This window comes from Vibrio sinaloensis (assembly GCF_000808535.1).
Classification (GTDB): Bacteria; Pseudomonadota; Gammaproteobacteria; order Enterobacterales; family Vibrionaceae; genus Vibrio; species Vibrio sinaloensis_D.
On the sequence record NZ_JWLV01000048.1, the window covers coordinates 74,516 to 101,289 of the forward strand.

At 45.3% G+C, this 26,774-nt stretch carries 30 protein-coding genes; 18 read left to right on the top strand and 12 right to left on the bottom strand.

Translation table 11 applies throughout. The features are described 5' to 3' along the window. Window positions 1-171 precede the first annotated feature (171 nt). The 5 genes from RJ47_RS19150 to rpsU form a co-directional block, all read right to left on the bottom strand. Window positions 172-675: a hypothetical protein gene (locus RJ47_RS19150; protein WP_039486266.1), complete on the bottom strand. Its 504-nt coding sequence runs from the start codon at window positions 673-675 to the stop codon at window positions 172-174. 2,034 nt (window positions 676-2,709) lie between these two features. Further along, entirely contained in the window at window positions 2,710-4,572 is a 1,863-nt protein-coding gene (rpoD, locus tag RJ47_RS19160; RefSeq protein WP_005476849.1) for an RNA polymerase sigma factor RpoD, read from the bottom strand. Window positions 4,573-4,670: 98 nt separating this feature from the next. Continuing rightward, the gene (dnaG, locus tag RJ47_RS19165) at window positions 4,671-6,428 is read right to left on the bottom strand and encodes a DNA primase (RefSeq protein WP_038214537.1); all 1,758 of its coding nucleotides are present in this window, start codon (window positions 6,426-6,428) and stop codon (window positions 4,671-4,673) included. A 100-nt stretch (window positions 6,429-6,528) separates the two neighbouring features. After that, on the bottom strand, window positions 6,529-6,972 hold the full coding sequence (locus RJ47_RS19170; protein ID WP_038137687.1) for a GatB/YqeY domain-containing protein: 444 nt from the start codon (window positions 6,970-6,972) through the stop codon (window positions 6,529-6,531). Between the two features lie 26 nt (window positions 6,973-6,998). After that, window positions 6,999-7,214 carry a 30S ribosomal protein S21 gene (gene rpsU / locus RJ47_RS19175; protein ID WP_001145625.1) on the bottom strand — a complete coding sequence of 72 codons (216 nt, stop codon included), beginning with the start codon at window positions 7,212-7,214 and terminating at the stop codon, window positions 6,999-7,001. Window positions 7,215-7,445: 231 nt separating this feature from the next. Between rpsU and tsaD the strand changes: the two genes are divergently transcribed. Together tsaD and RJ47_RS19185 are read left to right on the top strand one after the other, a co-directional pair. Beyond that, window positions 7,446-8,462 (top strand): tRNA (adenosine(37)-N6)-threonylcarbamoyltransferase complex transferase subunit TsaD, encoded by a 1,017-nt coding sequence (gene tsaD, locus RJ47_RS19180; protein ID WP_038137685.1) that lies wholly within the window; start codon window positions 7,446-7,448, stop codon window positions 8,460-8,462. A gap of 132 nt (window positions 8,463-8,594) precedes the next feature. Next, window positions 8,595-9,410, top strand: a complete 816-nt coding sequence (locus RJ47_RS19185; RefSeq protein WP_039486268.1) for an alpha/beta fold hydrolase — start codon at window positions 8,595-8,597, stop codon at window positions 9,408-9,410. A 25-nt stretch (window positions 9,411-9,435) separates the two neighbouring features. Here the strand turns inward: RJ47_RS19185 and plsY are convergent, their stop codons facing one another. Beyond that, on the bottom strand, window positions 9,436-10,050 hold the full coding sequence (gene plsY, locus RJ47_RS19190; protein WP_039486270.1) for a glycerol-3-phosphate 1-O-acyltransferase PlsY: 615 nt from the start codon (window positions 10,048-10,050) through the stop codon (window positions 9,436-9,438). 146 nt (window positions 10,051-10,196) lie between these two features. Between plsY and folB the strand changes: the two genes are divergently transcribed. The 11 genes from folB to rpoS all read left to right on the top strand — a co-directional run bounded on the left by folB (window position 10,197) and on the right by rpoS (window position 17,896). Then, a complete protein-coding gene (gene folB, locus RJ47_RS19195) occupies window positions 10,197-10,550 on the top strand; it encodes a bifunctional dihydroneopterin aldolase/7,8-dihydroneopterin epimerase (RefSeq protein ID WP_038137677.1) in 354 nt (117 codons plus the stop codon). Then, the gene (gene folK / locus RJ47_RS19200; protein WP_038191336.1) at window positions 10,547-11,041 is read left to right on the top strand and encodes a 2-amino-4-hydroxy-6-hydroxymethyldihydropteridine diphosphokinase; all 495 of its coding nucleotides are present in this window, start codon (window positions 10,547-10,549) and stop codon (window positions 11,039-11,041) included. The genes folB and folK overlap by 4 nt, the downstream gene beginning before the upstream one ends. 9 nt (window positions 11,042-11,050) lie before the next feature. Further along, window positions 11,051-11,854 (top strand): undecaprenyl-diphosphate phosphatase, encoded by an 804-nt coding sequence (locus RJ47_RS19205; RefSeq protein WP_038137674.1) that lies wholly within the window; start codon window positions 11,051-11,053, stop codon window positions 11,852-11,854. Between the two features lie 113 nt (window positions 11,855-11,967). Continuing rightward, window positions 11,968-12,246 carry a cell division protein FtsB gene (gene ftsB, locus RJ47_RS19210; protein ID WP_038137671.1) on the top strand — a complete coding sequence of 93 codons (279 nt, stop codon included), beginning with the start codon at window positions 11,968-11,970 and terminating at the stop codon, window positions 12,244-12,246. A 24-nt stretch (window positions 12,247-12,270) separates the two neighbouring features. Further along, complete coding sequence (gene ispD / locus RJ47_RS19215; RefSeq protein ID WP_156143354.1) at window positions 12,271-12,954, top strand: 2-C-methyl-D-erythritol 4-phosphate cytidylyltransferase; 684 nt, start codon at window positions 12,271-12,273, stop codon at window positions 12,952-12,954. 3 nt (window positions 12,955-12,957) lie between these two features. After that, on the top strand, window positions 12,958-13,434 hold the full coding sequence (ispF, locus tag RJ47_RS19220) for a 2-C-methyl-D-erythritol 2,4-cyclodiphosphate synthase (protein ID WP_005476471.1): 477 nt from the start codon (window positions 12,958-12,960) through the stop codon (window positions 13,432-13,434). A 56-nt stretch (window positions 13,435-13,490) separates the two neighbouring features. Then, complete coding sequence (truD, locus tag RJ47_RS19225) at window positions 13,491-14,534, top strand: tRNA pseudouridine(13) synthase TruD (protein WP_039486425.1); 1,044 nt, start codon at window positions 13,491-13,493, stop codon at window positions 14,532-14,534. Next, window positions 14,534-15,292, top strand: a complete 759-nt coding sequence (surE, locus tag RJ47_RS19230; RefSeq protein WP_039486276.1) for a 5'/3'-nucleotidase SurE — start codon at window positions 14,534-14,536, stop codon at window positions 15,290-15,292. Before truD ends, surE begins: the two co-directional genes overlap by 1 nt. Before the next feature lie 2 nt (window positions 15,293-15,294). After that, complete coding sequence (locus RJ47_RS19235; RefSeq protein ID WP_038137661.1) at window positions 15,295-15,921, top strand: protein-L-isoaspartate(D-aspartate) O-methyltransferase; 627 nt, start codon at window positions 15,295-15,297, stop codon at window positions 15,919-15,921. Window positions 15,922-15,923: 2 nt separating this feature from the next. Then, window positions 15,924-16,829, top strand: a complete 906-nt coding sequence (nlpD, locus tag RJ47_RS19240; RefSeq protein WP_039486278.1) for a murein hydrolase activator NlpD — start codon at window positions 15,924-15,926, stop codon at window positions 16,827-16,829. 71 nt (window positions 16,830-16,900) lie between these two features. Further along, window positions 16,901-17,896: an RNA polymerase sigma factor RpoS gene (gene rpoS / locus RJ47_RS19245; RefSeq protein ID WP_038137656.1), complete on the top strand. Its 996-nt coding sequence runs from the start codon at window positions 16,901-16,903 to the stop codon at window positions 17,894-17,896. A gap of 82 nt (window positions 17,897-17,978) precedes the next feature. Here the strand turns inward: rpoS and RJ47_RS19250 are convergent, their stop codons facing one another. Together RJ47_RS19250 and RJ47_RS19255 are read right to left on the bottom strand one after the other, a co-directional pair. Next, window positions 17,979-19,247: an HlyC/CorC family transporter gene (locus RJ47_RS19250; RefSeq protein ID WP_005476496.1), complete on the bottom strand. Its 1,269-nt coding sequence runs from the start codon at window positions 19,245-19,247 to the stop codon at window positions 17,979-17,981. A 122-nt stretch (window positions 19,248-19,369) separates the two neighbouring features. Next, entirely contained in the window at window positions 19,370-20,164 is a 795-nt protein-coding gene (locus tag RJ47_RS19255; protein ID WP_005476452.1) for a cytochrome C assembly family protein, read from the bottom strand. Between the two features lie 208 nt (window positions 20,165-20,372). Between RJ47_RS19255 and ffh the strand changes: the two genes are divergently transcribed. From ffh to rplS, 5 genes are all read left to right on the top strand, one after another. After that, window positions 20,373-21,761, top strand: coding sequence for a signal recognition particle protein (gene ffh / locus RJ47_RS19260; RefSeq protein ID WP_005476509.1), 1,389 nt, complete (start codon window positions 20,373-20,375; stop codon window positions 21,759-21,761). A 207-nt stretch (window positions 21,762-21,968) separates the two neighbouring features. After that, complete coding sequence (gene rpsP / locus RJ47_RS19265) at window positions 21,969-22,217, top strand: 30S ribosomal protein S16 (RefSeq protein ID WP_005438039.1); 249 nt, start codon at window positions 21,969-21,971, stop codon at window positions 22,215-22,217. Window positions 22,218-22,244: 27 nt separating this feature from the next. After that, entirely contained in the window at window positions 22,245-22,793 is a 549-nt protein-coding gene (gene rimM, locus RJ47_RS19270; RefSeq protein WP_038191330.1) for a ribosome maturation factor RimM, read from the top strand. A gap of 27 nt (window positions 22,794-22,820) precedes the next feature. After that, complete coding sequence (gene trmD, locus RJ47_RS19275; protein ID WP_038137653.1) at window positions 22,821-23,570, top strand: tRNA (guanosine(37)-N1)-methyltransferase TrmD; 750 nt, start codon at window positions 22,821-22,823, stop codon at window positions 23,568-23,570. Window positions 23,571-23,619: 49 nt separating this feature from the next. Next, window positions 23,620-23,973, top strand: a complete 354-nt coding sequence (rplS, locus tag RJ47_RS19280; protein ID WP_005476458.1) for a 50S ribosomal protein L19 — start codon at window positions 23,620-23,622, stop codon at window positions 23,971-23,973. A 283-nt stretch (window positions 23,974-24,256) separates the two neighbouring features. On the opposite strand, the gene yacG is transcribed toward rplS, so the two are convergent. The 4 genes from yacG to RJ47_RS19300 are packed head-to-tail and all read right to left on the bottom strand — an operon-like array spanning window position 24,257 to window position 26,757. Continuing rightward, the gene (yacG, locus tag RJ47_RS19285) at window positions 24,257-24,451 is read right to left on the bottom strand and encodes a DNA gyrase inhibitor YacG (protein ID WP_038191328.1); all 195 of its coding nucleotides are present in this window, start codon (window positions 24,449-24,451) and stop codon (window positions 24,257-24,259) included. A 51-nt stretch (window positions 24,452-24,502) separates the two neighbouring features. Continuing rightward, window positions 24,503-25,243, bottom strand: a complete 741-nt coding sequence (zapD, locus tag RJ47_RS19290; protein WP_005476491.1) for a cell division protein ZapD — start codon at window positions 25,241-25,243, stop codon at window positions 24,503-24,505. Window positions 25,244-25,277: 34 nt separating this feature from the next. After that, a complete protein-coding gene (gene coaE, locus RJ47_RS19295; RefSeq protein ID WP_039486281.1) occupies window positions 25,278-25,886 on the bottom strand; it encodes a dephospho-CoA kinase in 609 nt (202 codons plus the stop codon). A gap of 1 nt (window position 25,887) precedes the next feature. After that, the gene (locus RJ47_RS19300; protein ID WP_039477926.1) at window positions 25,888-26,757 is read right to left on the bottom strand and encodes a prepilin peptidase; all 870 of its coding nucleotides are present in this window, start codon (window positions 26,755-26,757) and stop codon (window positions 25,888-25,890) included. Window positions 26,758-26,774: the final 17 nt, after the last annotated feature.

Sequence of the window (26,774 nt, forward strand, 5' to 3'; positions counted from 1 at the left end):
ATAGCCCTGTTCTCTTCCGCTCATAGAGTATTGACTGCAGGTAGCGCGTAATAGAGCCACTATTTAGTGGCTCTTGTCGTATCTGAGCGTTAGAAAAGCTAAAGTCTTTCCCTTCGAGTTTCCCAAGTTCATATGTGGGTCGTAACAAACTTCGGGGCAGAAGTGCGTTACTTACTCTTCAGTGTAAAGCTCGGCGTAGTCGATTAAATCCATGCTGCGATCGATACACTTTAAGTCTTCAAAAGCCCTCCACTTTTTAGCAAGCCTAAGCGAATAGTTAAACTCGACAGTGTTTTCTAAAATTTCTTTATTGGTATGTTCAACATGCACAAACTCAATACGACCAAATGGTGTTGAGTAAAGACCGGGCTTTCCTGTTGTCGCGAGGATTAACATCATGGGTATCTGTGAGATTACATGCCAACGTGATAGAGCGTCTTCGAATGATATGTAACACTGTTGGTCTTTACGGAGTGATAAAGCGATCTGCTCAATGGCACCTGAAGGTTTTTGGTAGCCTAAAAACACAATCAACTCAAACTGTATATTCACGAGATAAGGACTTCTGGACAAAATCTGTTCAATATTGTCAGTTTGGAAAATCGAGCAGATCTCACCTTTCGTGTAAATAAACTGTCCTGTGCGGCGGTAACGCATTTCTAATAGCATTCTCATGCAAGGCCCCTGTATCGCTAATGAACTCTTATATTGAACATGTGAATTTGGGTAATAAAGAACACCTGAATCAGTACTTTTTTCTTCCCCATACTACGATTTAGTGAGAGTGTGTTGAATCAGTCTAAACAAGGCATGGGGCAAAGGCTTGTTTAGATTATGGTTTGAACATTTACCCATAGGTTGTCTCAATTAACCTAATTAAAGCGATAGGTTAAAAAAACACGAAAAATTTAACCTATCGCAGTAGAAAATTTAATTCATTATCCAATTATTACTTAGATTAGTGCAACTTCCATCAGCTAAGTTTATATTGGTTCTCTCTAGTAGTATGCATTAAAGTTATCATTATTGTTCATGGGGGTATAACGAATGAGAGTCCTATATTTTGATGTTCGCAGTCTATTATACTCTCAGCGCTATATTGACAGTGATAAATGGGTGCTGTCTGCCTACAGGTGCTGGTTGAATAGTCGGAGATCCTCGAGTCTATTAACTGCTGTTAAACCTGAACAGTCAAGCATTGAGGCTCTACGCTCTGCGGTTTCCGTTGCTGGCATGCTGTTATACCCTCTGGGTGATCGTTACACACGTTCAATGCTTATAGAGTCTGGTGTATTTGCGGACAGCGAATTAGCTCCAGATGTACACCTAAAAATACGAATTGGGGATAGGGACCCGATTCGTAGGATGCTCAATCATGCACAAACATTGAGTGCGAAGTGGTATGTTTGTGGAGATTGTTATGATGACAATATACTGCGGTCACACCCAGAACGATATTTGAGTAGTGCGGATGGACAGGGAGTTACCCCTGAATTGCTGTGTAAAATTCGATCACTGTAGCGGTGTTACGTAAGTGGATAAATGTCGATGTTCTACATTTATCCATCAGATTCTTTCTTTTCAATTGGGGGGGGGATACCTGCCGAATGACTCATGTGTATACCCGTCAATCAAAACCGTCACACCAAATGAACATATTTCTGCTACGAGTTCATCATCGTCAGAGCAATAATAGGGTGCCAGTTTCATCCTGCCCTGAATCAACCATCAACACCTTATAACTCTATATCAATTGAACTAGGAAGGATTTCTTCTGGGTTCGTAAATATCTTTCGAAACGCAACTTATGATTGGCTAAAGAAGGGGGAATTGGTTTTAGGTTGGTGTTGAACTGAAGCCCCAAAAAAGGACGTTATATACATCGACGTTACTCCTTTATTGGATATTCCAAATACAACCTTAAATTTACTTATCTCAAGGGAAGAGAGGGTTAATTGCAACCCTAAAAAGGTTGTATTTGTAAGGTGGTCACTAGGTAAAAAAAAAGAAGCTAAATGGCTTCTTCTCTTTTTTAACCAACTGCGTTGATTAAGAAAATATGGTGGCCCCTCGCAGACTTGAACTGCGGACCAATCGATTCAGTTTATCCAATACTTTCGTAAAGGGCTGGACTATATCATCATCCTCGCATTGCGGTGGGATGTCGGACGCTAATGTTGTATTACACAGCAAGATCGTGCTGAACCAACTAGTCTCTGAACCTTCCTTTCACGCCTGAAAGGCTTGGCTGCTGATCGGCTTGGGGTGTTTTACATCCGGTAGCTTTCCAGCAATTCATCCGATTTTTCCATATGTTATTACTAACATAGGTCACAACTTAATATGAGTCGACTGCTCTAACCACTGAGCTAAGGGGCCATATTTAAATGCTAATACACGTGGAGTATATCAGACTTTTTGGGTGATACTAGCATTAACTAGTAATCACTAAAATCTATTGAATCTGAAGTTCTAAATACAACCTCAAAAGAAACCCCAAATAAGAACTGCGGACCAATCGATTATGAGTCGACTGCTCTAACCACTGAGCTAAGGGGCCGTATAGGGCAATGATTATAGGGGAAGCCGATCTCGCTGTCTAGCCAGTGGGGTGGCTAAATGCGCTTAGTTTTTATTCACTTAAATCGGTTCAATACAAAAAAGGTGAGCTATTGCTCACCTTTTAATCATTAACGGTTGGTTTCGCAATTATTCGTCTAGGAAGCTGCGCAGAGTTTCTGAGCGGCTAGGGTGACGAAGTTTACGTAGTGCTTTCGCTTCGATCTGACGGATACGTTCACGTGTAACGTCAAACTGCTTGCCCACTTCTTCAAGGGTGTGGTCAGTATTCATATCAATACCGAAACGCATACGAAGAACTTTCGCTTCACGCGGAGTAAGACCAGCAAGAACGTCTTTAGTCGCTACTTTTAGGCTGCCTGCAGTCGCAGAGTCTAGTGGTAGCTCAAGCGTTGTATCTTCGATGAAATCACCTAGATGCGAATCTTCGTCGTCACCGATTGGTGTCTCCATTGAGATTGGCTCTTTCGCGATCTTCAGTACTTTACGGATCTTGTCTTCTGGCATTTGCATGCGCTCTGCCAGCTCTTCCGGTAGCGGTTCACGACCCATCTCTTGTAGCATTTGACGAGAGATACGGTTTAGCTTGTTGATCGTTTCGATCATGTGTACCGGAATACGAATCGTACGTGCTTGGTCTGCTATCGAGCGTGTGATTGCCTGGCGGATCCACCACGTTGCGTAAGTCGAGAACTTGTAACCACGACGGTATTCAAACTTATCAACCGCTTTCATCAGACCGATGTTACCTTCTTGGATCAGATCCAAGAACTGCAAGCCACGGTTGGTGTATTTCTTCGCGATAGAGATTACAAGACGCAAGTTCGCTTCTACCATCTCTTTCTTCGCGCGGCGAGCTTTCGCTTCACCAATCGACATACGACGGCTGATATCTTTGATGTTTTGAACTGTCAGTGACGTCTCTTCTTCAATGATCTTCAGCTTAGCGATTGAGCGACGAATGTCGTCTTCGCTACGACGGATTTTATCTGCGTACGGCTTGTCTGATGCAAGAATTTCATCTAACCAAGCGTCACTTGATTCGTTACCACTAAATAGGGCGATGAACGATTTCTTAGGCATTTTGCCGTATTCAACCGAAGCTTTCATGATTAGACGTTCTTGAGTACGTACACGTTCCATTGAGGTGCGTAGTTCGTCAACAAGGTAGTCAAATTGCTTTGGTGTTAGACGGAATTCTTTGAATACGTCAATGACCATTTCGTGAGCAACGGTTGCTTTCGGGCTTTCACTGCCGTACTCGTTGCACGCAAGTTGGTAGTTTTGGAACGTATTACGAAGTGCTGTGAACTTCTCTAGAGCAAATTCAGGGTCGATGCCTGTATCTTCTTCTTCGGACTCTTCGTCTTCAGACTCTTCGTCTTCTTCATCCGCATCTTCAGCGTCTTCATCTTCGAGATCAGATTCGGCGAGCTCAGAACCGATGTGCGTTGCAGTAGGGGCTGCGGTTTCATCGGCATCTGGGTCTACGAAGCCTGTGATCAGGTCAGTCAGACGAAGTTCTTCTGCCTGAACTTTGTCAAACTGCTCGAGAATGTACGGGATAGTGCCAGGATATTCTGCGACAGCGTTTTGAACTTGGTTAATACCATCTTCAATGCGCTTCGCGATATCGATCTCACCTTCACGAGTCAGAAGCTCCACAGTACCCATTTCACGCATGTACATACGTACTGGGTCTGTAGTGCGGCCAATCTCGTTTTCAACGCTTGAAAGTGCCGCTGCTGCAGCTTCTGCTGCATCTTCATCGGTGATGGTTTCATCGTCATTCAGCGCAAGATCATCCGCATCAGGCGCGGTCTCAACAACACGGATACCCATGTCATTGATCATCTGAATGATATCTTCTACCTGCTCAGAATCTACGATTTCTGCTGGTAGGTGGTCGTTTACTTCTGCGTAGGTCAGATAGCCTTGTTCCTTGCCTTTAATGACAAGTTGCTTTAGCTGTGACTGCGGATTTTGATCCATAGACGGTATCCAACTTAGTATCTGGTGAAGGAATTAGTATGCGAGTTGCAAACCACACATAATAACAAATTAATTGATTGCTGACTATTCGAACAGGGTTACGCTTTTAAATCTAGCATGAGCGCTAGCAGCTCCCTTCTTTCTTCGGTTGATAAACCGACACTTCTTTCTTTGGCCTGCAGGTTTTCAATTTGTTTTTCAACGCACTGGGCAAGAATTTTGTCCAATGAGTCTAAAAATATATCTTGTTCGTTATCATCGTCGAGGGGGATTTCCCACCCTGCGAGACGAGACAGTAGAGCCTCATGGCTGCTGTTGCGCCAATGTTCTATCAACTGGCCCGTTGTTATATTGGGATGCGAGTGACAATATTCAAGCACCTCCACAAATAAACTTAGCCCTGGTACTGTTAACTCTCTCACAGTTGAGAGATCGGGTACCATTTGAGCATAGCTCGGATTTTGGATAAGCAAAGCGATCACTTCTCGCATTGGTGTGCGCTTGATCTCTTTGTGCGGCTGAGGTCGACTTTCTACCTGCTTTTTACGAGGTTGACGAAGTCGGTTGTCAAAACCGGTGCGCTCATCGAGTAGTTTTTCTAGTAACTCTTGGAAATACGGATCTGGGATCTTATCGATCAGTGCACTGGCGTGAGCCCTCAACGCTGATTTACCCTCATTGGTTCCCAAGTTTAATCGATGGATCTCGATTAAGTTGTCAAATAGGTAACTAGAGAGCGGTGTTGCCTGTTCTATTTGTTGCTCGAAAGCTTGTTTACCAAACTTCCTTACATAGCTGTCAGGATCTTCACCATCGGGTAAAAATAGGAACTTGAGCGTATTGCCTGTTTTCAAATACTGAAGAGCATTTTCCAGCGCGCGCCATGCCGCTTCTTTCCCCGCTCGGTCACCATCGTAACAACACACCACAGTGTTCGTTTGCCGGAATAGCAGCTGAATATGATCGCCCGTTGTTGATGTGCCCAGTGATGCGACCGAGTAGTCCACCCCATATTGGGCCAAAGCAACCACATCCATATAGCCTTCAACCACCAAGATCTGACTTGGCTCGCGATGGGCTTGCATCACTTCATATAGGCCGTAGAGCTCTTTGCCTTTATGGAAAATAGGGGTTTCTGGTGAGTTTAAGTACTTTGGTGTGCCATCACCAATTACTCGGCCACCAAAGCCGATCACTCGACCACGTCGATCTCGAATGGGGAACATGACCCGACCACGAAAACGATCATAACGATTGCCTTTGTCGTTTTCGATCAACATTCCGCCAGAAACGAGCATTTCCTGCGTTTGTTGCTGCTGCCCAAAGTTCTTACGGACGAGATCCCATTCGTCAGCCACGTAACCGATACCGAATTTTTGGACGATCTCGCCAGATAGGCCACGATCTTTTAGGTATTCGATGGCGATCTTACTTGATGATTGCTTAAGTTGATCGCGATAGAACTGAGCAATACTGCCCATAAGATCATAAAGAGTACGTTTTTGTGCTGTACTCGCTTGGGGCTGATTGGACTGAAAACCGCCACCTTGGCGCTGCTCTCTTGGAACATCTAAACCAAGAAATGAAGCGAGTTCTTCAATCGCTTCAACAAACTCTAAGCGTTCATATTCCATCAAGAAATCGATGGCATTGCCGTGCACGCCACAACCAAAACAGTGATAAAACTGCTTCTCTTGGCTTACGCTGAACGAAGGGGTTTTCTCGTTGTGGAATGGGCAACAGGCACCGTAGTTTTTGCCTTTTTTCTTAAGTTTTACTCGTGCGTCAATGATGTCGACAATATCAAGTCGAGCAAGTAGATCATCAATAAAGCTGCGAGGGATATGTCCTGCCATAAAACCTTAGAAAAACACAATAACCATGGAAAAGGGCTAGATACAAACAAGCCGTGCGTTCCAGAGGATAGCACGGCTTGCTGCAATTTGGGTTGGGTAATTAAGCCAGCTTAGCGCGAACTAAACCACTTACTTTACCCATGTCTGCACGTCCTTGAATTTGTGGCTTAAGAACACCCATTACTTTACCCATGTCTTGCATGCCCGCAGCACCTGACTCAGCAATTGCACTTTCGACTAGTGCAGCGACTTCATCTTCAGTCAGCGGTTGAGGCATAAAGTCCTCAAGTACGGTAATTTCAGCTTTCTCAGCGTCTGCTAGATCTTGACGACCAGCAGCTTCAAATTGCGTAACAGAGTCGCGACGTTGTTTAACCATTTTTGTCAGCACAGCAAGAATGTCGTCGTCATTCAGAGTAATCTGCTCGTCGACTTCACGTTGCTTAATAGCAGACAGAGCTAAACGGATAGTGCCAAGGCGCAATTTGTCCTTGGCTTTCATCGCTAATTTTTGCTCTTCTTTGAGCGTGTCAATAAGAGCCATAACTATAATCCTTTAGGACTTAGTTATTAGTACAGGCGAACGCGACGAGCGTTTTCGCGAGCTAGCTTCTTAGCGTGACGCTTTTGAGCTGCTGCTTTAGCGCGTTTGCGAACTGTAGTTGGTTTTTCGTAGTGCTCACGACGACGCACTTCAGAAAGGATACCTGCTTTTTCGCAAGAGCGTTTGAAACGACGTAGAGCAACGTCGAACGGTTCGTTTTCACGTACTTTAACTACTGGCATATGCCTTTCACCTCAGGGGTTAATTCGTTAATGCTGGAACGTTAGTGAGCCAAACACTGATGTTCGGTCTCAAACCAGCTTGATCAAAAATGGTGCGGAATTTTAATCCGATCACATAGCCTTTGTAAAGCGTTTTGTTGAGTACAGTTTGCACAAAATTTGTTTGCAAGCCAAAGGCGCGGTAATATTGCGCCAATTTTGAATTTTAGACAAATACATCCTAGGTAACCCATGCGTATTATCGGTATCGAAACCTCTTGTGATGAGACAGGCATTGCAATTTATGATGATGAGAAAGGATTGCTTTCCCATCAACTATATAGCCAGGTAAAACTGCACGCAGACTATGGCGGTGTGGTTCCTGAGCTGGCTTCTCGTGACCACGTTAAGAAGACCATTCCTCTGATTAAAGCGGCGATGGCAGAGGCCAATCTTACACCGAAGGATATTGATGGTATCGCTTATACAGCTGGCCCAGGTCTAGTCGGTGCTCTGCTCGTTGGTGCCACGATCGGTCGTAGTATTGCGTATGCATGGGATATTCCTGCCGTTCCTGTTCATCATATGGAAGGACATTTGCTGGCGCCAATGTTAGAAGACAACCCTCCGCCATTCCCATTTGTTGCGGTGCTTGTTTCTGGTGGGCACTCGATGATGGTGGAAGTGAAAGGGATTGGCGAATACACCATACTAGGTGAGTCAATTGATGATGCGGCGGGTGAAGCGTTTGATAAAACGGCGAAACTAATGGGTTTGGATTACCCTGGTGGACCGCTCCTTTCTAAACTGGCTGAAAAAGGTACGCCAGGCCGATTTAAGTTTCCTCGTCCAATGACAGATCGTCCTGGACTTGATATGAGCTTTTCTGGTTTGAAGACGTTCACTGCCAATACTATTGCTGCCAATGGTGATGATGAGCAAACTCGAGCCGATATTGCTCTTGCGTTTGAAGAAGCGGTGTGTGCGACGTTAACCATTAAGTGTAAGCGTGCATTAGAGCAAACTGGCTTTAAACGTATTGTTATCGCTGGTGGGGTGAGTGCAAACCGTCGCTTACGTGCAGATTTAGAGCAGTTGGCCAAAAAAATTGGTGGGGAAGTTTATTATCCTCGTACAGAATTCTGTACCGACAATGGTGCCATGATTGCTTACGCAGGCATGCAGCGTTTGAAAAACGGTGAAGTCGCGGATCTTTCTGTACAAGCCAAGCCCCGTTGGCCCATTGATCAATTGGATCCGATCAACTAACGATCTCTAACAATCAATAAGGTCGCTCATTATGGCGGCCTTTTTGTTTTGTGGCAGTCTAAGTGTTCCGAGTTGTTAATAGAATTACTGATGGTAAGCTCGGGCTGAATAAAAATAGTAGTGGATAACACCATGGAAAGATTTTCGATAGATGGCCGAGAAATGGCGTATCTGGATGTGGGCACTGGCCCTGTTGTTGTTTTTGGTCACAGCTACCTTTGGGATAGTGCCATGTGGGCCCCTCAAGTCGAAGCGCTGAGTCAACATTACCGTTGTATTGTGCCTGAGCTTTGGGCTCACGGCGAATCGGATGCCGCACCAGAGCAGACTCGTTCACTCGGCGATTACGCGAAGCAAATTGTCGCTCTGATGGATCATCTGGATGTAGAGCAGTTTTCTCTTGTGGGGCTGTCGGTTGGTGGCATGTGGGGCTGTGAAGTGGTTTCACTTGTGCCATCACGTGTGACGTCTTTGGTATTAATGGATACCTTTGTAGGTTTAGAGCCTGAAGTTACGCACGCTAAGTACTTTGGTATGTTAGATGCGATTAGCACTGCGAAAATGATTCCAGAACCGATTGTTGAGGCCGTCACTCCGCTGTTTTTTGCTCGTAATGTTGAGCAAGATAATCCTGAGTTAGTACGTCTGTTCCGTTCTAAGCTGACGGGTTTAACGGGTGAAGCCGCGGTCGAAACCGCCCGAGTAGGCCGAATGGTATTTGGTCGCCGAGACCAGATGGAAGATATAGAGAAGTTTGCGTTGCCAGTATTAGTGGCTGTGGGGCAAGAAGATATACCTAGACCAGTGCTTGAGTCATACCTTATGCATGACACTATCTCAGGGTCGCAATTGGTTGAAATACCACAAGCCGGTCATATCTCCAGCCTAGAGCAAGCGGAGTTTGTCACGGATATGCTTAAGGTCTTTTTAGATAAGCATGCCAAATAGCGAACAGTATCAAATCAATAAGGCCTCATTGCGAGGCCTTATTTAATTCTTGTTTCTTTTCGCCAATTTTGGGTTCAGATCCATCTAGCAACCGACGGATGTTTTGGTGATGTCTAAATACAATCAGACAACACAACATCGCCACGGGTAAGGTGTATTGGGGCTTGAACATCCAAGTGTAGAGAGGAGCGAGTAACACGGTGACAATGGCCGCGAGCGACGAGTAGCGAAAAACCAGTGCGACCGCTAACCAAGTGGCGATTACCATAGCGGTAAAATCTAAACCTATTGGCGCGATAGCTCCAAGCGCTGTAGCAACCCCTTTTCCGCCTTTAAAATGAAAGAAAAGCGGGTACATGTGACCTAAACAAGCCGCAATCGCGATGACACCTAAAATCACAGGGTCGATACCCAAGAAAAAGCCACTCCAGACAGGAATGGTTCCCTTTAACATGTCACAAAGCAGAACTGCGGCGGCGGCTTTTTTCCCCCCGATGCGCAATACATTTGTCGCTCCAGGATTGTTGGAGCCCATTTTACGAGGATCAGGAAGACGAAGCATTCGGCAGATCAAAACGGCACTCGATATCGAGCCTAATAAGTAGGCAATGATGATCATAACAAGTGCTAGTGGTGTCATATCAAGTTAACTCGTCTTTTGAGGTGTTTGTCAGGCAACTAATTGATATTATATCGACCTTGCCAACCTCAACAATAATGGTTTGGGCACAGGAATAGTAATTCTTTTTGTCAAAATTGGGTATCCGACCTCTAAAGGAAAAACGCATGGATAAGGTATTTATCGAGCAGCTAGAAGTAATTACCACAATTGGTGTTTACGATTGGGAACAAGAAATAAAGCAAAAATTGGTGCTTGATATCGAGATGGCTCACGACAATCGCCCTGCAGGGAAAAGTGACAATGTGGTCGATGCTTTGGATTATGCCGAGGTGAGCGGCGCTGTATTAGCCCACATAGAAGGCGGACGATTCCTTTTAGTTGAGCGAGTAGCAGAAGAGATTGCCGACCTAATCATGACCCGATTTAACGTGCCGTGGATTAAGATTCGTTTAACCAAACCTGGTGCGGTCCCTCAAGCAAAAGGTGTGGGCGTTATCATCGAGCGAGGCGCTGCATGATAACGGCTTACGTTGGCATTGGCTCTAACATTGAAAGACGTAAGCATATTCAAGCTGCTATTGATGAGCTTAGCGCGTTAGGCAGTGAACTGCGTCTCTCGACCATTTTTGAATGCGAAGCCGTCGACTTTGAAAGCCATCCGTTTTACAACCTTGTCGTAGAAATGAAAACAACGTTAGATTTGGCGGAATTCTCGCGACAACTTCGCCAAATTGAGCTCAAATGGGGCCGAGCTGAAAACGCGGCAAAATATGAACCGCGCACGTTGGATCTTGATATCATTTTATTTGGTGATGTGGTGTCTGACGCTCAACCTGAGCTACCTCGTAGCGACATATTTAAGTATGCTTTTGTCCTTAAGCCCCTTGTCGAGCTATGCCCCGCAAGAGTGGTTCCCCAAGATGGTCGAAGCATCAAACAAATTTGGCAACAGTCGACGTTTGACACTGCACTGGTGCCGGTTCCTCTATGGTTTAACCACAAATTTTAAGAGATTCTAATGAGTTATATTGAAGCCTTCTTACTCGCGTTGATTCAAGGCCTGACTGAGTTTTTGCCTATTTCTAGCTCTGCCCACCTTATCTTGCCTTCGGCAGTGTTGGGTTGGGAAGACCAAGGGCTTGCGTTCGATGTGGCGGTTCATGTGGGTACCTTGGCCGCTGTTATGATCTACTTCCGTAAAGAAGTCGTGACGTTACTGGGCGCGTTTTTTGGCTCTATCTTTAAAGGTGACCGAAGCAAAGAAGCCAAGTTTGCGTGGATGATTGTTATCGCAACTATCCCAGCCTGTTTACTGGGTTTGTTCCTAAAAGATTTCATTGAACTGTATTTACGCAGTGCTTGGGTGATAGCGACGACGACCATCATTTTTGGTCTGCTGCTTTGGTACGTCGATAGAAACGCGAAACTTGTCGCGGATGAATATCAAGCAGATTGGAAGAAAGCGTTGTTTGTCGGTTTAGCGCAAGCAATGGCGCTTATCCCAGGGACGTCACGCTCTGGAGCAACGATTACTGCCGCGCTGTATCTCGGTTTTACCCGTGAAGCAGCCGCACGATTCTCGTTTTTAATGTCGATTCCAATCATCTTACTCGCGGGTGGTTACTTAGGTTTAAAACTGGTGACGAGCGGAGAGCCGATTCATTTTGGTTTCTTGATGACGGGGATCATCACCTCATTTGTCAGTGCGTACCTATGTATTCATTTCTTCTTGAAGCTGATTTCTCGTATGGGGATGACACCGTTTGTCATTTATCGATTGATTCTAGGTGTTGGCTTGTTCGGCTTTTTAATGATGTCGTAGTGTAGAGCCCAAATCTCAATTCAATAAGGACCACATCGCCCAATCTCGCGCACCGTGTGACATTGTGGTATATATGTGGTCTTTCTTTATCCCTCTTCTTTGAATCATTGTTTATGCGAATTTTTGCACTCACACTTCTTATCATTTTAGGCTGGCTGCAATTCGAACTGTGGTTTGGTAAGAATGGCATTTCTGATTTCCAACTGGTGAACGCCGACATTGAAGTTCAACATCAAGTGAATGGAAACTTGCAGACTCGCAATAATGAAATGTTTGCTGAAATCGACGACTTGCGCCAAGGTTTAGATGCCATTGAAGAGCGCGCTCGACATGAACTGGGCATGATTAAAGAAGGGGAGACTTTCTATCGTATTATAGGAGAGGATGACTAAGTGTCCGATCTCGCCCCTACGGCCATGGTTGCCATCGTGCCTGCCGCTGGCGTCGGTAGCCGAATGCAAGCTGACCGTCCTAAGCAGTATCTTACTATTCATGGCAAAACCGTATTAGAACATACTGTTGAAAAGCTTCTGTCTCACCCTTTGATTACCCGCGTTATTGTCGCCATTAGTGAGGGTGACCCATACTACCCGACGTTGGCGCTCAGCCAGCGACAAGACGTGACTACCGTCGCGGGAGGAAAAGAGCGGGCAGACTCGGTACTGTCTGGTTTGAACTATGTCTGTGAGCACCAGCTTTCAACATGGGTGATGGTGCACGATGCGGCGCGTCCTTGTGTTCGCTTGACGGATATTGATCAACTCATAGCACAGTCACTCCATCATGGTTGCGGCGCAATACTCGCCGCGCCAGTGAGAGATACGATGAAACGAGCGAATGCTCAACAAACCATTGAACACACTGTAGAAAGAGAAGCTTTGTGGCATGCTTTAACTCCACAAATGTTTAAAACTGAGCAATTGACTCATGCCCTCACTTCAGCTTTATCTGAAGGAGTAGCGATTACTGACGAAGCCTCAGCACTGGAATGGTTAGGAGAATCTCCTGCGCTAGTGAAGGGGAGTGCCGATAATATAAAAATAACCCAACCAGAAGATTTGGCACTTGCAGAGTTTTATCTAACGCGAAATAAAGGATAACGTATGATTCGAATTGGTCATGGTTTTGACGTACACAAGTTTGGTGGTGAAGGGCCTGTCATTATTGGTGGCGTAGCACTTCCTTATGAACAAGGTCTTATCGCTCACTCAGACGGTGACGTTGCATTGCATGCACTGTCTGACGCACTACTCGGCGCCATTGCGGAAGGGGATATTGGTCGTCATTTCCCTGATACTGATGATAAATGGAAAGGCGCAGATAGCCGAGCGTTGCTGCGAGACGTGTATCGTCGAGTGAAAGAAAAAGGCTACGTGCTGGGGAATGCGGACATCACAATAATGGCTCAAGCGCCGAAAATGGCACCACATATTGAAGCAATGTGCCAAGTGATCGCTCAGGACTTAGAAACCGACATTGGTAACGTCAATGTAAAAGCCACCACTACGGAGCGTCTTGGTTTTACAGGACGCAAAGAAGGCATCGCGACAGAAGCGGTCGTATTACTTATTAAAAAATAACTCAGTTACACGCCGTCTATTCTTAAGTGAATAGGCGGCGTGTAATGGAAAACATTATGTCAGATATCTTATCTTCACTGGCTTACCTCAATGGTAAACCGACAGCTACGGCAAAAATTAAAGCACAACCAGAGCACTTCCAGGTTAACGAAGTGCTGGGTTATGAGTTTACAGGCAGTGGTGAGCACCTCATGGTACGGGTTCGTAAAACCGGTGAGAACACCAGTTTTGTAGCAAATGAGCTTGCGAAGGCATGCGGCGTAAAATCGAAAGACGTCAGCTGCGCTGGGTTGAAAGATCGCCATGCCGTGACGGAGCAGTGGTTAAGTATCCATCTACCTAAAGGCGACACGCCAGACTTCAGTGCTTTCCTCGCGCAATACCCAAGTATCGAAATTCTCGAGACGACAAGACACAACAAAAAGCTGCGTCCGGGGGAGTTAGCGGGCAACCAGTTCGTGGTTACATTATCGGAAGTGAGTGATGTCGACGATGTTGTGAAGCGTCTAGAATCGATAGTCCAAACCGGCGTTCCTAACTATTTTGGTAGCCAACGTTTTGGTAACCAAGGCAATAATATTGAAGAAGCAAGACGCTGGGGCAAAGAAAACGTCCGCACTCGCAACCAAAACAAACGCAGTATGTTGTTATCTGCGGCGCGCTCGTGGATTTTCAACCGAATTGTCTCTGCGCGTATTGAGCAAGGTGTCTTTAACCAAGCCATCATCGGCGATTTGGTCCAGACTCCAACGTCTCTGGTTCAAGTTGAGGAAAATGCTCTTGATGAGGTAAACCGTACATTGCTTGCAGGCAACGCTGAGCTTACCGCAGCAATGGCAGGTGACAACGCACTTCCAACGCAGGCTCAGGCTCTTGAATTGGAGCAGCCTCACTTGGATGCAGAACCGGATCTTATGGCGCTGATTCGAGGTAACCGCATGCGTCACGATCGCCGAGCCATATCGTTAAAAGCGCAAGACTTCTCTTGGCAAACGGAGAATGACTGCGTCACCCTACAATTTTCTTTGGATGCAGGGTGTTTTGCGACTTCCATTGTTCGTGAATTAGTTAATGAGATAGAAGTTGAACGAGTTTACTAATGGGTGAGAAAAAACTGAAAGTTCTTCTCAGTAATGACGATGGCGTGCATGCCCAAGGCATTCACGCTTTGGCTGAGAGCTTAAATGATATCGCTGATGTGACGATTGTCGCGCCAGACCGAAATCGTTCGGGCGCGTCCAATTCACTGACGTTAGAGCAACCGCTGCGCGTGAATGAAATTGCGGATGGTGTGTTCTCTGTTCAGGGAACGCCGACCGATTGCGTGCACTTTGCGTTGAATGAGCTAATGAAAGACGATTTGCCGGACTTGGTGTTGTCCGGTATCAACCATGGCGCAAATCTTGGCGATGATGTTCTCTATTCGGGCACCGTCGCGGCGGCAATGGAAGGCCATTTTCTCGGTGTTCAAGCTGTTGCTTTCTCATTGGTGGGTAAGCAGAACTTCACAAGTGCTGGCAAGATTGCCCGGCATATTGTGGAACAACACCTAGCAAAACCGATCCCGACCAATCGACTGCTCAATATTAATGTGCCAGACCTTCCTTTTGATGAATTAAAAGGTATCGCTGTTACTCGTTTAGGTGCTCGACATCACGCGGAAGCGATGATTAAGCAGCAAGACCCTCGAGGTCATGATATATACTGGCTTGGTCCTCCTGGGAAAGAGCAAGATGCCGGTGAAGGAACGGATTTTTACGCGGTCGATCAAGGGTTTGTGTCTGTCACGCCTTTGCAGGTAGATCTTACTGCGCATGAGTCACTAATGAGCATGGAAAACTGGTTGAAGGATCAATAAGCATGGCAAACCCACAAGCAGATAGATTGATCGACTTTCTAGTAGCAAGTGGTATTCATAACTCTGATGTACTAGAAGCGATAAGACGCTTACCTCGAGAGCAGTTTGTTTCTCAAGCGATGATGCATCAAGCCTATGACAATAATGCTTTACCTATTGGGCAAGGGCAAACTATCTCTCAGCCGTATATTGTGGCGAAAATGACTGAAATTCTGGAACTTAGCCGTAAGAGCAAAGTCCTAGAAGTGGGGACGGGTTCTGGTTATCAAACCGCGGTTTTAGCGCAGTTGGTCGACCATGTCTTTTCGGTTGAACGAATCAAATCGTTACAATGGGAAGCGAAACGTCGCTTGAAGCAGTTGGATATCTACAATGTGTCAACGAAACATGGTGATGGTTGGCAAGGTTGGGCAGCGAAAGCGCCGTTTGATGCGATTATCGTCACCGCGGCGGCAGAATCTGTTCCAGAAGCTCTGCTGACTCAGCTGTCGGAAGGTGGCATTTTGGTCATCCCTGTCGGAACCGATGAGCAGCAGTTGCTCAAGATAACGCGCTGCGCTGACTCATTCACATCAGAAGTTATAGAAGTTGTACGTTTTGTTCCTTTGGTTGCTGGTGATCTCGCCTAGATATGTCGCTTAAGTCTCTTTTATTCATTATTGGTGTTTGCAGTGTGCTCCTCGGGTGCGCTGCGCAATCCCCTGCGCCAGTTTCAGGATTAAAGAAAGACTATGATTCAGTCTCTCGAGGTAGCTATAGAGGCAGTTACTACGAAGTCGAGAAAGGCGATACGCTCTATTTTATAGCTTACATCACAGATAAAGATGTAAATGAGATCATTGCTTACAACAAGTTGACAGCGCCATACACCATATATCCAGGGCAGAAACTCAGGCTATGGAAACCTGCATACACCCCGCCAGCCTATGGTGGTACAGGCGCAGGCGCTCCAGTTGTTGCAGTGGCGGCAGTGCCAGCGACGCCGAGTGTGAATTCGAGCAAAAACTCAAATCAAAAGGTTACGCAACACAGTTCACAAAATGTACCAAAATCGACCAAAAAAGAACCAGCAAAGAAGGTTGAACAATCTAAACCAAAGGAGTATGTTAACTCTACAGGTAAACAAAATGTTAATAAGGTAGTCAGTAACGACAAACCTAAAAACACAAAAGTTTCCAAATGGTTATGGCCAACAAAAGGGAGAGTGATTAAAAACTTCTCTGCTGGAGACCAAGGGAATAAAGGCATCGACATTGCAGGACAGCGAGGTCAGCCGATTGTCTCTACAGCAGGTGGCACCGTCGTCTATTCAGGCAACGCATTGCGAGGTTACGGCAATCTTGTGATTGTAAAACATAACGACAACTACCTCAGCGCGTATGCACATAATGACCGGTTGCTAGTACACGAAGGACAGAGTGTAAAAGCAGGCCAGAAAATAGCAACAATGGGAAGTTCTGGAGCAAATAGTGTTCGATTACACTTTGAAATTCGCTATCAAGGTAAGTCGGTGAACCCAAAACGCTACTTACCGTAAAAATTACTGACAAGGTAAAATAGCGACATTAGACGTAGTAATGTCTTGCTAGCTCGCCAGGGGGAGGCGCTATGAGTATCAGCAATGCAGCAACGAAAGTCGAAGAATTCGAAGTAGGACAAGAAAACGTTACGGCGTTTGAATCTGAACAAGAATCACCATCCACAAAATCTACACCTGCTGAAGAAGCTAAAGGAAAGGAAGAATTTGACGCTTCAGCAAAAAGTCTCGATGCCACTCAGCTCTATTTGGGTGAAATTGGCTTTTCTCCACTATTAACCGCAGAAGAAGAAGTGCTGTACGCCCGCAGAGCCTTAAGAGGTGATGAGGCTGCAAGAAAGCGCATGATAGAAAGTAACTTGCGTTTAGTGGTGAAAATTTCTCGTCGATACAGCAATCGAGGACTCGCACTTTTAGATCTTATTGAAGAAGGTAACCTAGGTCTTATTCGAGCTGTTGAAAAGTTCGATCCTGAGCGTGGTTTCCGTTTTTCTACCTATGCCACTTGGTGGATTCGTCAGACCATTGAACGAGCCCTAATGAACCAGACTCGCACGATTCGTTTACCAATCCATGTTGTGAAAGAGCTGAACATCTATTTACGTACCGCGCGTGAACTTTCTCAAAAGCTAGATCATGAACCGACTGCTGAAGAGATTGCGACCCAACTAGATAAGCCGGTGGATGATGTCAGCAAAATGCTTCGTCTCAATGAGCGAATCAGTTCGGTTGATACACCAATTGGTGGGGATGGCGAAAAAGCGTTGTTGGATATCATTCCCGACGTTAATAACTCAGACCCTGAAGTATCGACGCAAGATGACGATATTAAAAGCTCGCTTGTGCATTGGTTAGATGAACTTAACCCGAAACAAAAAGAAGTCTTAGCTCGTCGCTTTGGCCTGCTGGGTTATGAGCCATCGACACTTGAAGAAGTAGGACGTGAAATCAATTTAACTCGAGAGCGAGTACGCCAAATTCAAGTAGAAGGTCTACGCCGTTTAAGAGAGATTTTGATTAAACAAGGCTTGAGTATGGAAAGTTTGTTTAGCGTTACCGAAGATTAGGAGCAAAAAGCCTTGGCAGTGCCAAGGCTTTTTTCATTTGCTTAGTTGTCCCGTCCTGAAATGTGCCTACATAGGTAAAATATTATGCCCTACGCTTAGGAAAGACACGAACTGACTTAATTCTATTCTCTTCTAGTTCAACAATTTCCATTGGGTGACCAGAGACTTGAACGCTCAAGTGACTCTCTGGGATATCCTCTAAATGTTCTAAGATAAGCCCGTTTAATGTTCTAGGGCCATCAGTTGGCAGTTTCCATTTTAACCCTTTGTTGATATCGCGAATGTTGGCGCTACCATCGATTAGAAAGCTACCATCGCCTTGAGGCGAAATTTCTTCCGAAAGGCTTGGTGTAATTGATGTGGTGAACTCGCCAACAATCTCTTCTAGAATATCTTCCAAAGTAATCAGGCCGATAATGTCGCCATACTCATCAACGATTAGACCAATACGCTGCTTATTGCGCTGGAATTTTAGCAGTTGAACGTTGAGTGGCGTACTCTCTGGAATGAAGTAAACTTCATCAGCTGCTCTTAATAAGGTCTCTTTAGTGAACTCATTCTTCTCTAACATCAATCGGTACGACTCTCGTAGGCGTAGCATACCAACCACTTCGTCGATTTGGTCGCGATACAATACCACTCGACCATGAGGTGAGTGAGTCAGCTGTCGAACAATAGATTTCCAATCATCATTGATATCGATGCCCGTAATCTCGTTTCGTGGCACCATGATGTCATTCACCGTCACATGTTCAAGATCCAAAATGGAAATCAACATATCTTGGTGGCGTCTAGGAATAAGACTGCCAGCTTCATTCACTACGGTTCTCAACTCTTCAGAGCTTAGGTGGTCGTCTCCGCCATGATCTGCCTTTATACCGAGTAAGCGGATAAAGCCATTAGTAATGAAGTTCACCAGCATGACGAGAGGAGAGAGCAGTTTCATCAAGATGGTGAGAACAATACTGCTCGCGTAAGACACGCGCTCTGGATAAAGTGAAGCTAGGGTCTTTGGGGTGACTTCGGCAAACACGAGCACAACCATAGTAAGTGCTCCCGTTGCAATTGCTACACCTAGGTCGCCATATAAACGCATACCCAGAATTGTCGCGATAGCTGAAGCAAGAATATTGACAAGGTTGTTGCCGATAAGAATAAGACCAATTAAGCGGTCTGGGCGGTCGAGTAGTTTCTCGACGCGTTTTGCACCTTTATGCCCGTGGTTTGCTAGGTGCTTGAGGCGGTATCGGTTCAAGGACATCATCCCTGTCTCTGAACCCGAAAAATATCCTGAAATTACGATAAGACACGCGAGTAGCGCAAATAAGATACCCGTTGATATGTCGTCCAAAGCTTATCTTTTCCTTGTTGGGTTTGGTTAATTTATGACCTAATTGTCAAAGTAAGTCAATTTAGATTAGGGTGGGCTGTATTGTAAAAGAAAGGTGCAATTGGTGCACCTTTGACTCGTTATTAACCCAGAATTATCTCGCGAACAAATCGACTGCCAAAATAGGCTAGAGTGAGCAAGGTCGCACCAGCAACCGCAAACCATGTAATTTTGCGTCCACGCCATCCTTTTTGATAATGCCCCCACAATAAAGTGGTGTATATCAGCCATGCAATAAAGGAAAGAATACCCTTATGTGCTTTCCCCTGAGCAAACATATCTTGGACAAACACAAACCCCGTTATTAGCGTGCCGGTCAGCAGCAAGGTGCCAAGCAGGATGATGTTAAACAATTGACGTTCAACCATCAGCAAAGGCGGTAAGTTTGGGTTTATCGCCAGTGCTTTTTTGGCTTTCAATTTATGATCGAGCCAAGCAAGTTGCAGCGCGTACAGGGCTCCTATCGTCAGTGTTGAGTATGAAAACAACGCTAGCGAGATATGAATCAGCAGCTTAGGGTCTTGTTCAAGGTGAGTTATAAAGGTACTCGGAAGAAATGCGGCAGCGGAGAGGTTAATCGCAGCAAAGCTATAGACAACTGGCAGTAAAAACCACAACCGAGTTTTGAGCATGGCAATGCTCATCACCAATGAAATGATAAAACTAATTAACGAAGCCACATTGAGAATACTCAGGTTTTGCCCTGAGGCTTCTATGATCAAATCACTGAGCAACCAAGCATGAAAAGCCAATGCTAAAAAGGCACTGACTAAGACGGTTTTAGCTCTGATACCGGTCTGATTTACAAGCCCAGGTATGATTGTCGCGATTGCTAAAAAATAGAGTATTGCAGCAACAACGGCGATTAAGTTGTCCATGGTTCTCTATAAGCTGGTGGATTTTTAACAAATTATACCCTGCATCAACGACTTGAGCTATGACTTATCTCCCTCATTTACGTGACATGAGGTATCAAATGTTGTTAATGCTGTGTCCACACTCGGTTGGCTAAGGTATAATCACAGTAATTGTCGCTAAATTTAACGGGTGAGATGTATTAACGCTCGCTCAAAAAAGAGACTTAAGATGTTTGAGAATTTAACGGATCGATTGTCCAAAACGCTGAAAAATATCAGCGGAAAAGGTCGCCTGACCGAAGACAACATAAAAGATACCTTACGTGAAGTACGTATGGCGCTTTTGGAGGCGGATGTCGCGCTTCCAGTGGTACGCGATTTTATTAAACGCGTTAAAGAAGCAGCCGTTGGTGTTGAGGTTTCCAAATCCCTGACGCCTGGCCAAGAGTTCATTAAGATTGTTCAAGGTGAACTTGAAGCCGTAATGGGCGAGTCAAATGAAGCTCTAAATCTTGCTGCGCAGCCACCTGCTGTTATCTTGATGGCAGGTCTACAAGGTGCGGGTAAAACCACATCGGTCGGTAAGCTATCTAAGCTTTTAAAAGAGCGTGATAAGAAGAAGGTACTGGTTGTTTCTGCTGACGTTTATCGCCCAGCCGCGATCAAACAGCTTGAAACGTTAGCGTCAGATATTGGTGTCGACTTCTTCCCGTCTAGTGCGGATCAAAAGCCAATTGATATCGCTAATGCTGCTATCGATCATGCGAAGAAGAAGTTCTACGACGTTTTGGTTGTCGATACCGCAGGTCGCTTAGCCATCGATGAGCAAATGATGGGAGAAATCAAAGAGCTTCACTCTGCGATTGATCCTGTTGAGACGCTATTCGTCGTCGATGCGATGACAGGTCAAGACGCGGCAAACACTGCGAAAGCATTTGGTGATACGCTGCCACTTACGGGCGTGATCTTAACCAAAGTAGATGGTGATGCTCGTGGTGGTGCGGCGCTTTCTGTTCGCCATATCACGGGTAAACCGATCAAATTCTTAGGTGTTGGTGAAAAGACGGATGCACTTGAACCTTTCCACCCAGATCGTGTGGCATCACGCATCTTGGGCATGGGTGACGTCCTATCTCTAATCGAAGACCTGCAACGTAATGTTGACCAAGAAAAAGCAGAGAAACTGGCAAAAAAGTTCAAAGAGAAGAAAGGTTTTGACCTTGAAGATTTCCGTGAGCAGCTAGGTCAGATGCAAAACATGGGCGGCATGATGGGCATGATGGATAAGCTGCCGGGTATGAGCAACTTGCCTGACAATGTGAAAGACAAAGTTGACGACAAGATGTTCAAGCAGATGGAAGCGATCATCAACTCGATGACCATGAAAGAGCGTCAACGCCCAGAACTGATTAAAGGATCACGTAAAAAGCGTATCGCTGCAGGTTCTGGCACCCAGGTGCAAGATGTTAACCGTCTACTCAAGCAGTTCACCCAGATGCAGAAAATGATGAAGAAAATGCAGAAAGGTGGCATGAAAGGCATGATGCGCAACATGCAAGGCATGATGGGCGGCATGGGAGGAATGGGCGGTGGCGGTTTTAATCCGTTTGGCCGTTAAATCAGACCTGCAATAAAAATTTCAAGGTGTTAGCTGCGTCACAAACTTAAGTTTCGTTTTATGTTGGTGAAAAAGTAGCTAAAGACCTTGCATTGCTCCGGAATAAGAGTAAAATTCCGGAGCTTTATTTTGGCACGAGCCCCAAATCATTTAGCGATAAATGGTTTCTGGGGTTAATTTTATTTTTGAGAAAGCAAAGAGGACGACATGGTAACCATTCGTTTGGCACGTCACGGCGCTAAGAAGCGTCCATTTTATCAAATCGTAGTAGCGGACAGCCGCAATGCAGCAACTGGCCGTTTCATCGAGAAAGTTGGTTTCTTCAACCCAACTGCTAAAGGTCAAGAAGAAGGTCTACGTCTAGACCTAGATCGCGTTAACCACTGGGTTGGTCAAGGCGCATCTCTATCTGACCGCGTTGCTAAGCTAGTAAAAGACGCTCAAAAAGCGGCTTAATTCTTACTTGAAAGAAGAAATTAGCTTATGTCGATGAAAGGTAAAGAAACAATGAGTGAAGACAAGATTGTTGTAGGTAAGTTAGGTGCTTCTTACGGCATTCGCGGCTGGCTTAAAGTTTTTTCCTACACAGACAATGCTGAAAGCATGTTTGATTACACCCCATGGTTTATTAACCAAGGTGGTAAGTGGGTTGAGTACAAGGTTGAGAGTTGGAAGCGCCATAACAAAGGTTTGGTGGTGAAACTCGAAGGTCTGGATGTGCGCGAAGATGCGCAATTACTGACAAACTTTGAAATCTCTATTGACCCTGCTGTTCTTCCAGAATTGCCATCAGATGAATTCTATTGGCGTGATTTGATTGGGATGCACGTAGTAACCGACAAAGGTTACGATCTAGGTACTGTCTCTGACATGCTAGAAACGGGTTCCAACGATGTTTTGGTTGTAAAAGCAAATCTAAAAGATGCTTTCGGGCAAAAGGAACGATTAATTCCGTTCCTTGAAGAGCAAGTGATCAAACATGTTGATCGCGAAGCTCAACGGATCGAAGTTGACTGGGATCCTGGATTCTAAACTCCAAAATTTCAGAGCGAGATAAACATGTGGGTTGGCGTAATAAGCCTTTTTCCTGAAATGTTCCGTTCTGTTACTGATTATGGAGTAACAGGTCAAGCGGTTAAAAAAGGTCTTTTGTCGATTGAGACTTGGAATCCTCGCGATTTCACGCACGACAAACATCGCACTGTTGATGATAGACCTTACGGTGGCGGCCCTGGCATGCTCATGATGGTTCAGCCTTTGCGCGATGCTATTCATGCAGCCAAACAAGCTTCACCGGGTAAGACGAAAGTCATTTATCTTTCTCCTCAAGGTCGAAAGCTCGACCAAAAAGGAGTTGAGGAGCTGGCAACAAATGAGAACTTGCTTTTGATTTGTGGCCGCTATGAAGGGGTAGATGAGCGTATCATCCAATCTGAAGTTGACGAAGAATGGTCAATTGGGGATTTCGTGATGACGGGTGGTGAGATTCCAGCCATGACGTTGATTGATTCAGTGTCTCGGTTTGTGCCGGGAGTGCTAGGAGATTTTGCGTCAGCAGAGGAAGACTCCTTTGCTAATGGCTTGTTAGATTGCCCTCACTATACGCGTCCAGAGGTGTTAGATGACAAAGAAGTACCTTCGGTGCTGATGTCAGGTAACCACAAGGAAATTCGTCGCTGGCGACTTAAACAGTCGTTAGGCCGTACTTGGCTAAGAAGACCAGAACTCCTGGAAAACCTAGCTCTGACTGACGAACAGGAACAATTACTGGCCGAATTTATTAAAGAGCACCGCTCTGGTAAAAAGTAAGCAGTAACCTATTAAATTTAGTATCAGTTTATTCTAGGAATTTATTAAAATGAGTAACATCATCAAGGCTCTTGAAGAAGAGCAACTAAAATCAGACCTACCTAAATTTGCACCAGGTGACACTGTTGTAGTTCAAGTTAAGGTAAAAGAAGGTGACCGTGAGCGTCTACAGGCTTTCGAAGGCGTTGTAATCGCAATCCGTAACCGTGGTCTACACTCTGCTTTCACTGTACGTAAGATTTCTAACGGTGAAGGTGTTGAGCGTACGTTCCAAACACACTCTCCAATCGTTGATAGCATCGAAGTTAAACGCCGTGGTGCAGTACGTCGTGCCAAGTTGTACTACCTACGTGAGCGTTCTGGTAAGTCTGCTCGTATTAAAGAGAAACTTGCTAAGAAGTAATGCTATAACTAGCGTTCTCATAGTATTAGCGGAGCCCTGTGGCTCCGCTTTTTTATTCTTTGCTTATAACTTGCCACTTCTCTCTACCGTTGTCATCGGTACTCATTTACTGGCTCCATTTGTTCAAAGAAAGTTCCGCGATTCTTCCTAGGTACAAAGAAAAATATCTCCGTTCTAAGTTAAAAATTGTATTTGATATAACTACCTAAGTAATACGCTGGATACAAAAAGAGCCGATGTTTTCACATCAGCCCTCTAGTCAGCTTAAATCACATTGTCTCAATCAATATTGGTCTTCTGACCAGCCATCTGAATCAGACATATCCGGTGCTCCCGGAATGGTATTTTCTTCATCTGCCCATTCACCAAAATCGATCATTTGGCATTGTTTGCTGCAAAACGGACGATAAGGGCTTTGTTCCCCCCAAGTCACGTCTGTACCACACTGTGGGCAGGGAACGATAGTAATCTTAGTCATAATCAACTCATTGTCGAAGATCGGGTTTAGAGATGAGTTTAGCGGAAAGGCTTAACAACACACCGCTAATTTAAACTCTATGTTTGCAGTCGATGCCTGCCCAGAAGCAAATTCGATAAATTTGATCGCAAATCTATTCTTGTGCCCTGAGATCATTGGGTAGACACCAAACTCCATCGGAATCTCCAAGCGTAAAATATTGGCTTCATCGGCATCACTCTGATAGAAACCAGCCGGCGCATTATACGCGCGGAAGTGACCAGTTTCACGAGTCAGTCTTAGCCATAGCTTCAACGCTTGTGCTAGGGGCAATAAACTACCGAGCCATTTGTTAGCGTCGGCTTGTTTTTGATTGATAGGTAAGTGCAGCCAATGATGTAGGGCGGGCAAGTCAAAGCAACATGAGCCACCAGGCAAGTTAAAACGCTGGCGAATTGCACTTAGGAATCGGTCCTCTTTTAAGCTCTGGCCAAATCGTTCAGCGGCCATGAGATGGCTATGCGCTTCGTCGACTTCACGCAAAATACCGAGGAGCATTTCCTGATCGACGCCATCAACATTAAGCCAGTTGCGATAGGTTAAACGTTGCTTCTCAATATCCTTAGCGAGCTCACTTTTTAGCTGTATTTGCTCAAAGATTTCTAGCAGGTCAAATAGAGAACGATAAAAAACCAAATGCTGCATATCGTCACTGAATTCTGCAGCCAAACGCAGCTGATTGAGCAGTGCTTCGACTCTCAAGTAGATGCGGGTTTTTTCGTTCAATGGATGTTCGAAGTAGTGAGTGGTCATTAAAATGCAGTCGTGAATGGTTCTACCTTTATTCTCACCGATTTGCCCTACCGATTTCTAGGAACTTTTGATGCAAATCTGTGATTTGAGGCAAAAGTTTTTGGTTTTCTGTATCATTTTTAATCACGAAGTCCGCAATGGCTAATCGTTGCTCTCTGCTTGCTTGAGCTGCAACAATGGCTTGTGCTTGCTCAAGCGCTACGTTGTCTCGTGCCACCGTCCTTTCTAACTGAGTAGCCTCATCGACATCGACGACAACAACTTTGTCCGCTAGATGCTGCAAGTGATTTTCAACCATCAAAGGAATGACTAAAAGCGCATACTCTGAGGTAGTGTTTGCTAACTCAGCGAGCATGTTTGCGCGAATCATTGGGTGTAGTAATTGGTCTAGCCAGGCCTTTTGGCTTGGGTCTGAGAAGATGATCTCTCGAAGTTTACTTCTGTCGAGATTGCCGTCTTCTAGTAAAACAGAGGAGCCAAATTTGTTCTCTATGGCTTTTAATCCTTCACTGCCTGGCGCCACTACTTCACGAGCGATGACGTCAGCGTCCACAATTTCGATGCCAAAGTGCTGATGAAAAAGGTTTGCGACGGTCGTTTTGCCACTAGCAATCCCACCGGTTAAACCCACAACAAAGGTCATATTAGAGTCCTAAAAAATGAGTCAGATAAAAGCCCCATATCTGAGAGCCCCACATCATGCTTATCCAACCAGCTATCGCCAAGTAAGGGCCAAATGGAAAGGCTTTATCGATACCTTGGCGTTTTAGTCGCAGTTGAATCAGGCCAAATACCAGTCCGACTAAAGAAGAGAATAGGATAAGCATGGGAAGTTGTTGCCATCCGAGCCAAGCGCCTAGAGCCGCCAGCAGTTTAAAGTCACCGTAACCCATACCTTCTTTACCGGTAGCTAGTTTAAACAGCCAATATACCGACCAAAGGGATAGATAACCGGCCATCGCGCCAATAACCGAGTCTTGCAGTGAGATAGGGCTTATTTGAAACAGGGCCAACGCGATACCCGCCCAAGTGAGGGGTAGGGTAAGGGAGTCTGGCAGCAGCATGGTATCGAGGTCGATAAAGGTTGCCGCAATCAATACGAACGTAAAAATCAGTAGGGCGAGTGTGAAGTAACTAAAGCCAAGCTGATACGATACAACAAAGCTTAAGCCGCCACTGAGCAGCTCAATCAGAGGGTAGCGGGCGCTGATTGGATTGTCACATTGTCGACACTTCCCTCTTAGCAACAACCAACTCACCACAGGAATATTATCTATAATGCGGATTGGGGTGTGGCATTTAGGGCAAGTTGAACGAGGAACACTGAGGTTATAAGTTCCCTTTGGTGCTTCTATGTTGTACTCGGGAAAGCTTTCGGCGCACTCTTGTCGCCACTCTCGCTCCATTATTTTTGGTAGACGATGTATGACCACGTTGAGAAAACTACCAATGATAAGGCCAAAAACGGTCGCCATGGTTGGAAATAACCAAGGGTAGTAATGAAATTGCTCGATCAAACCAATATCGCCCT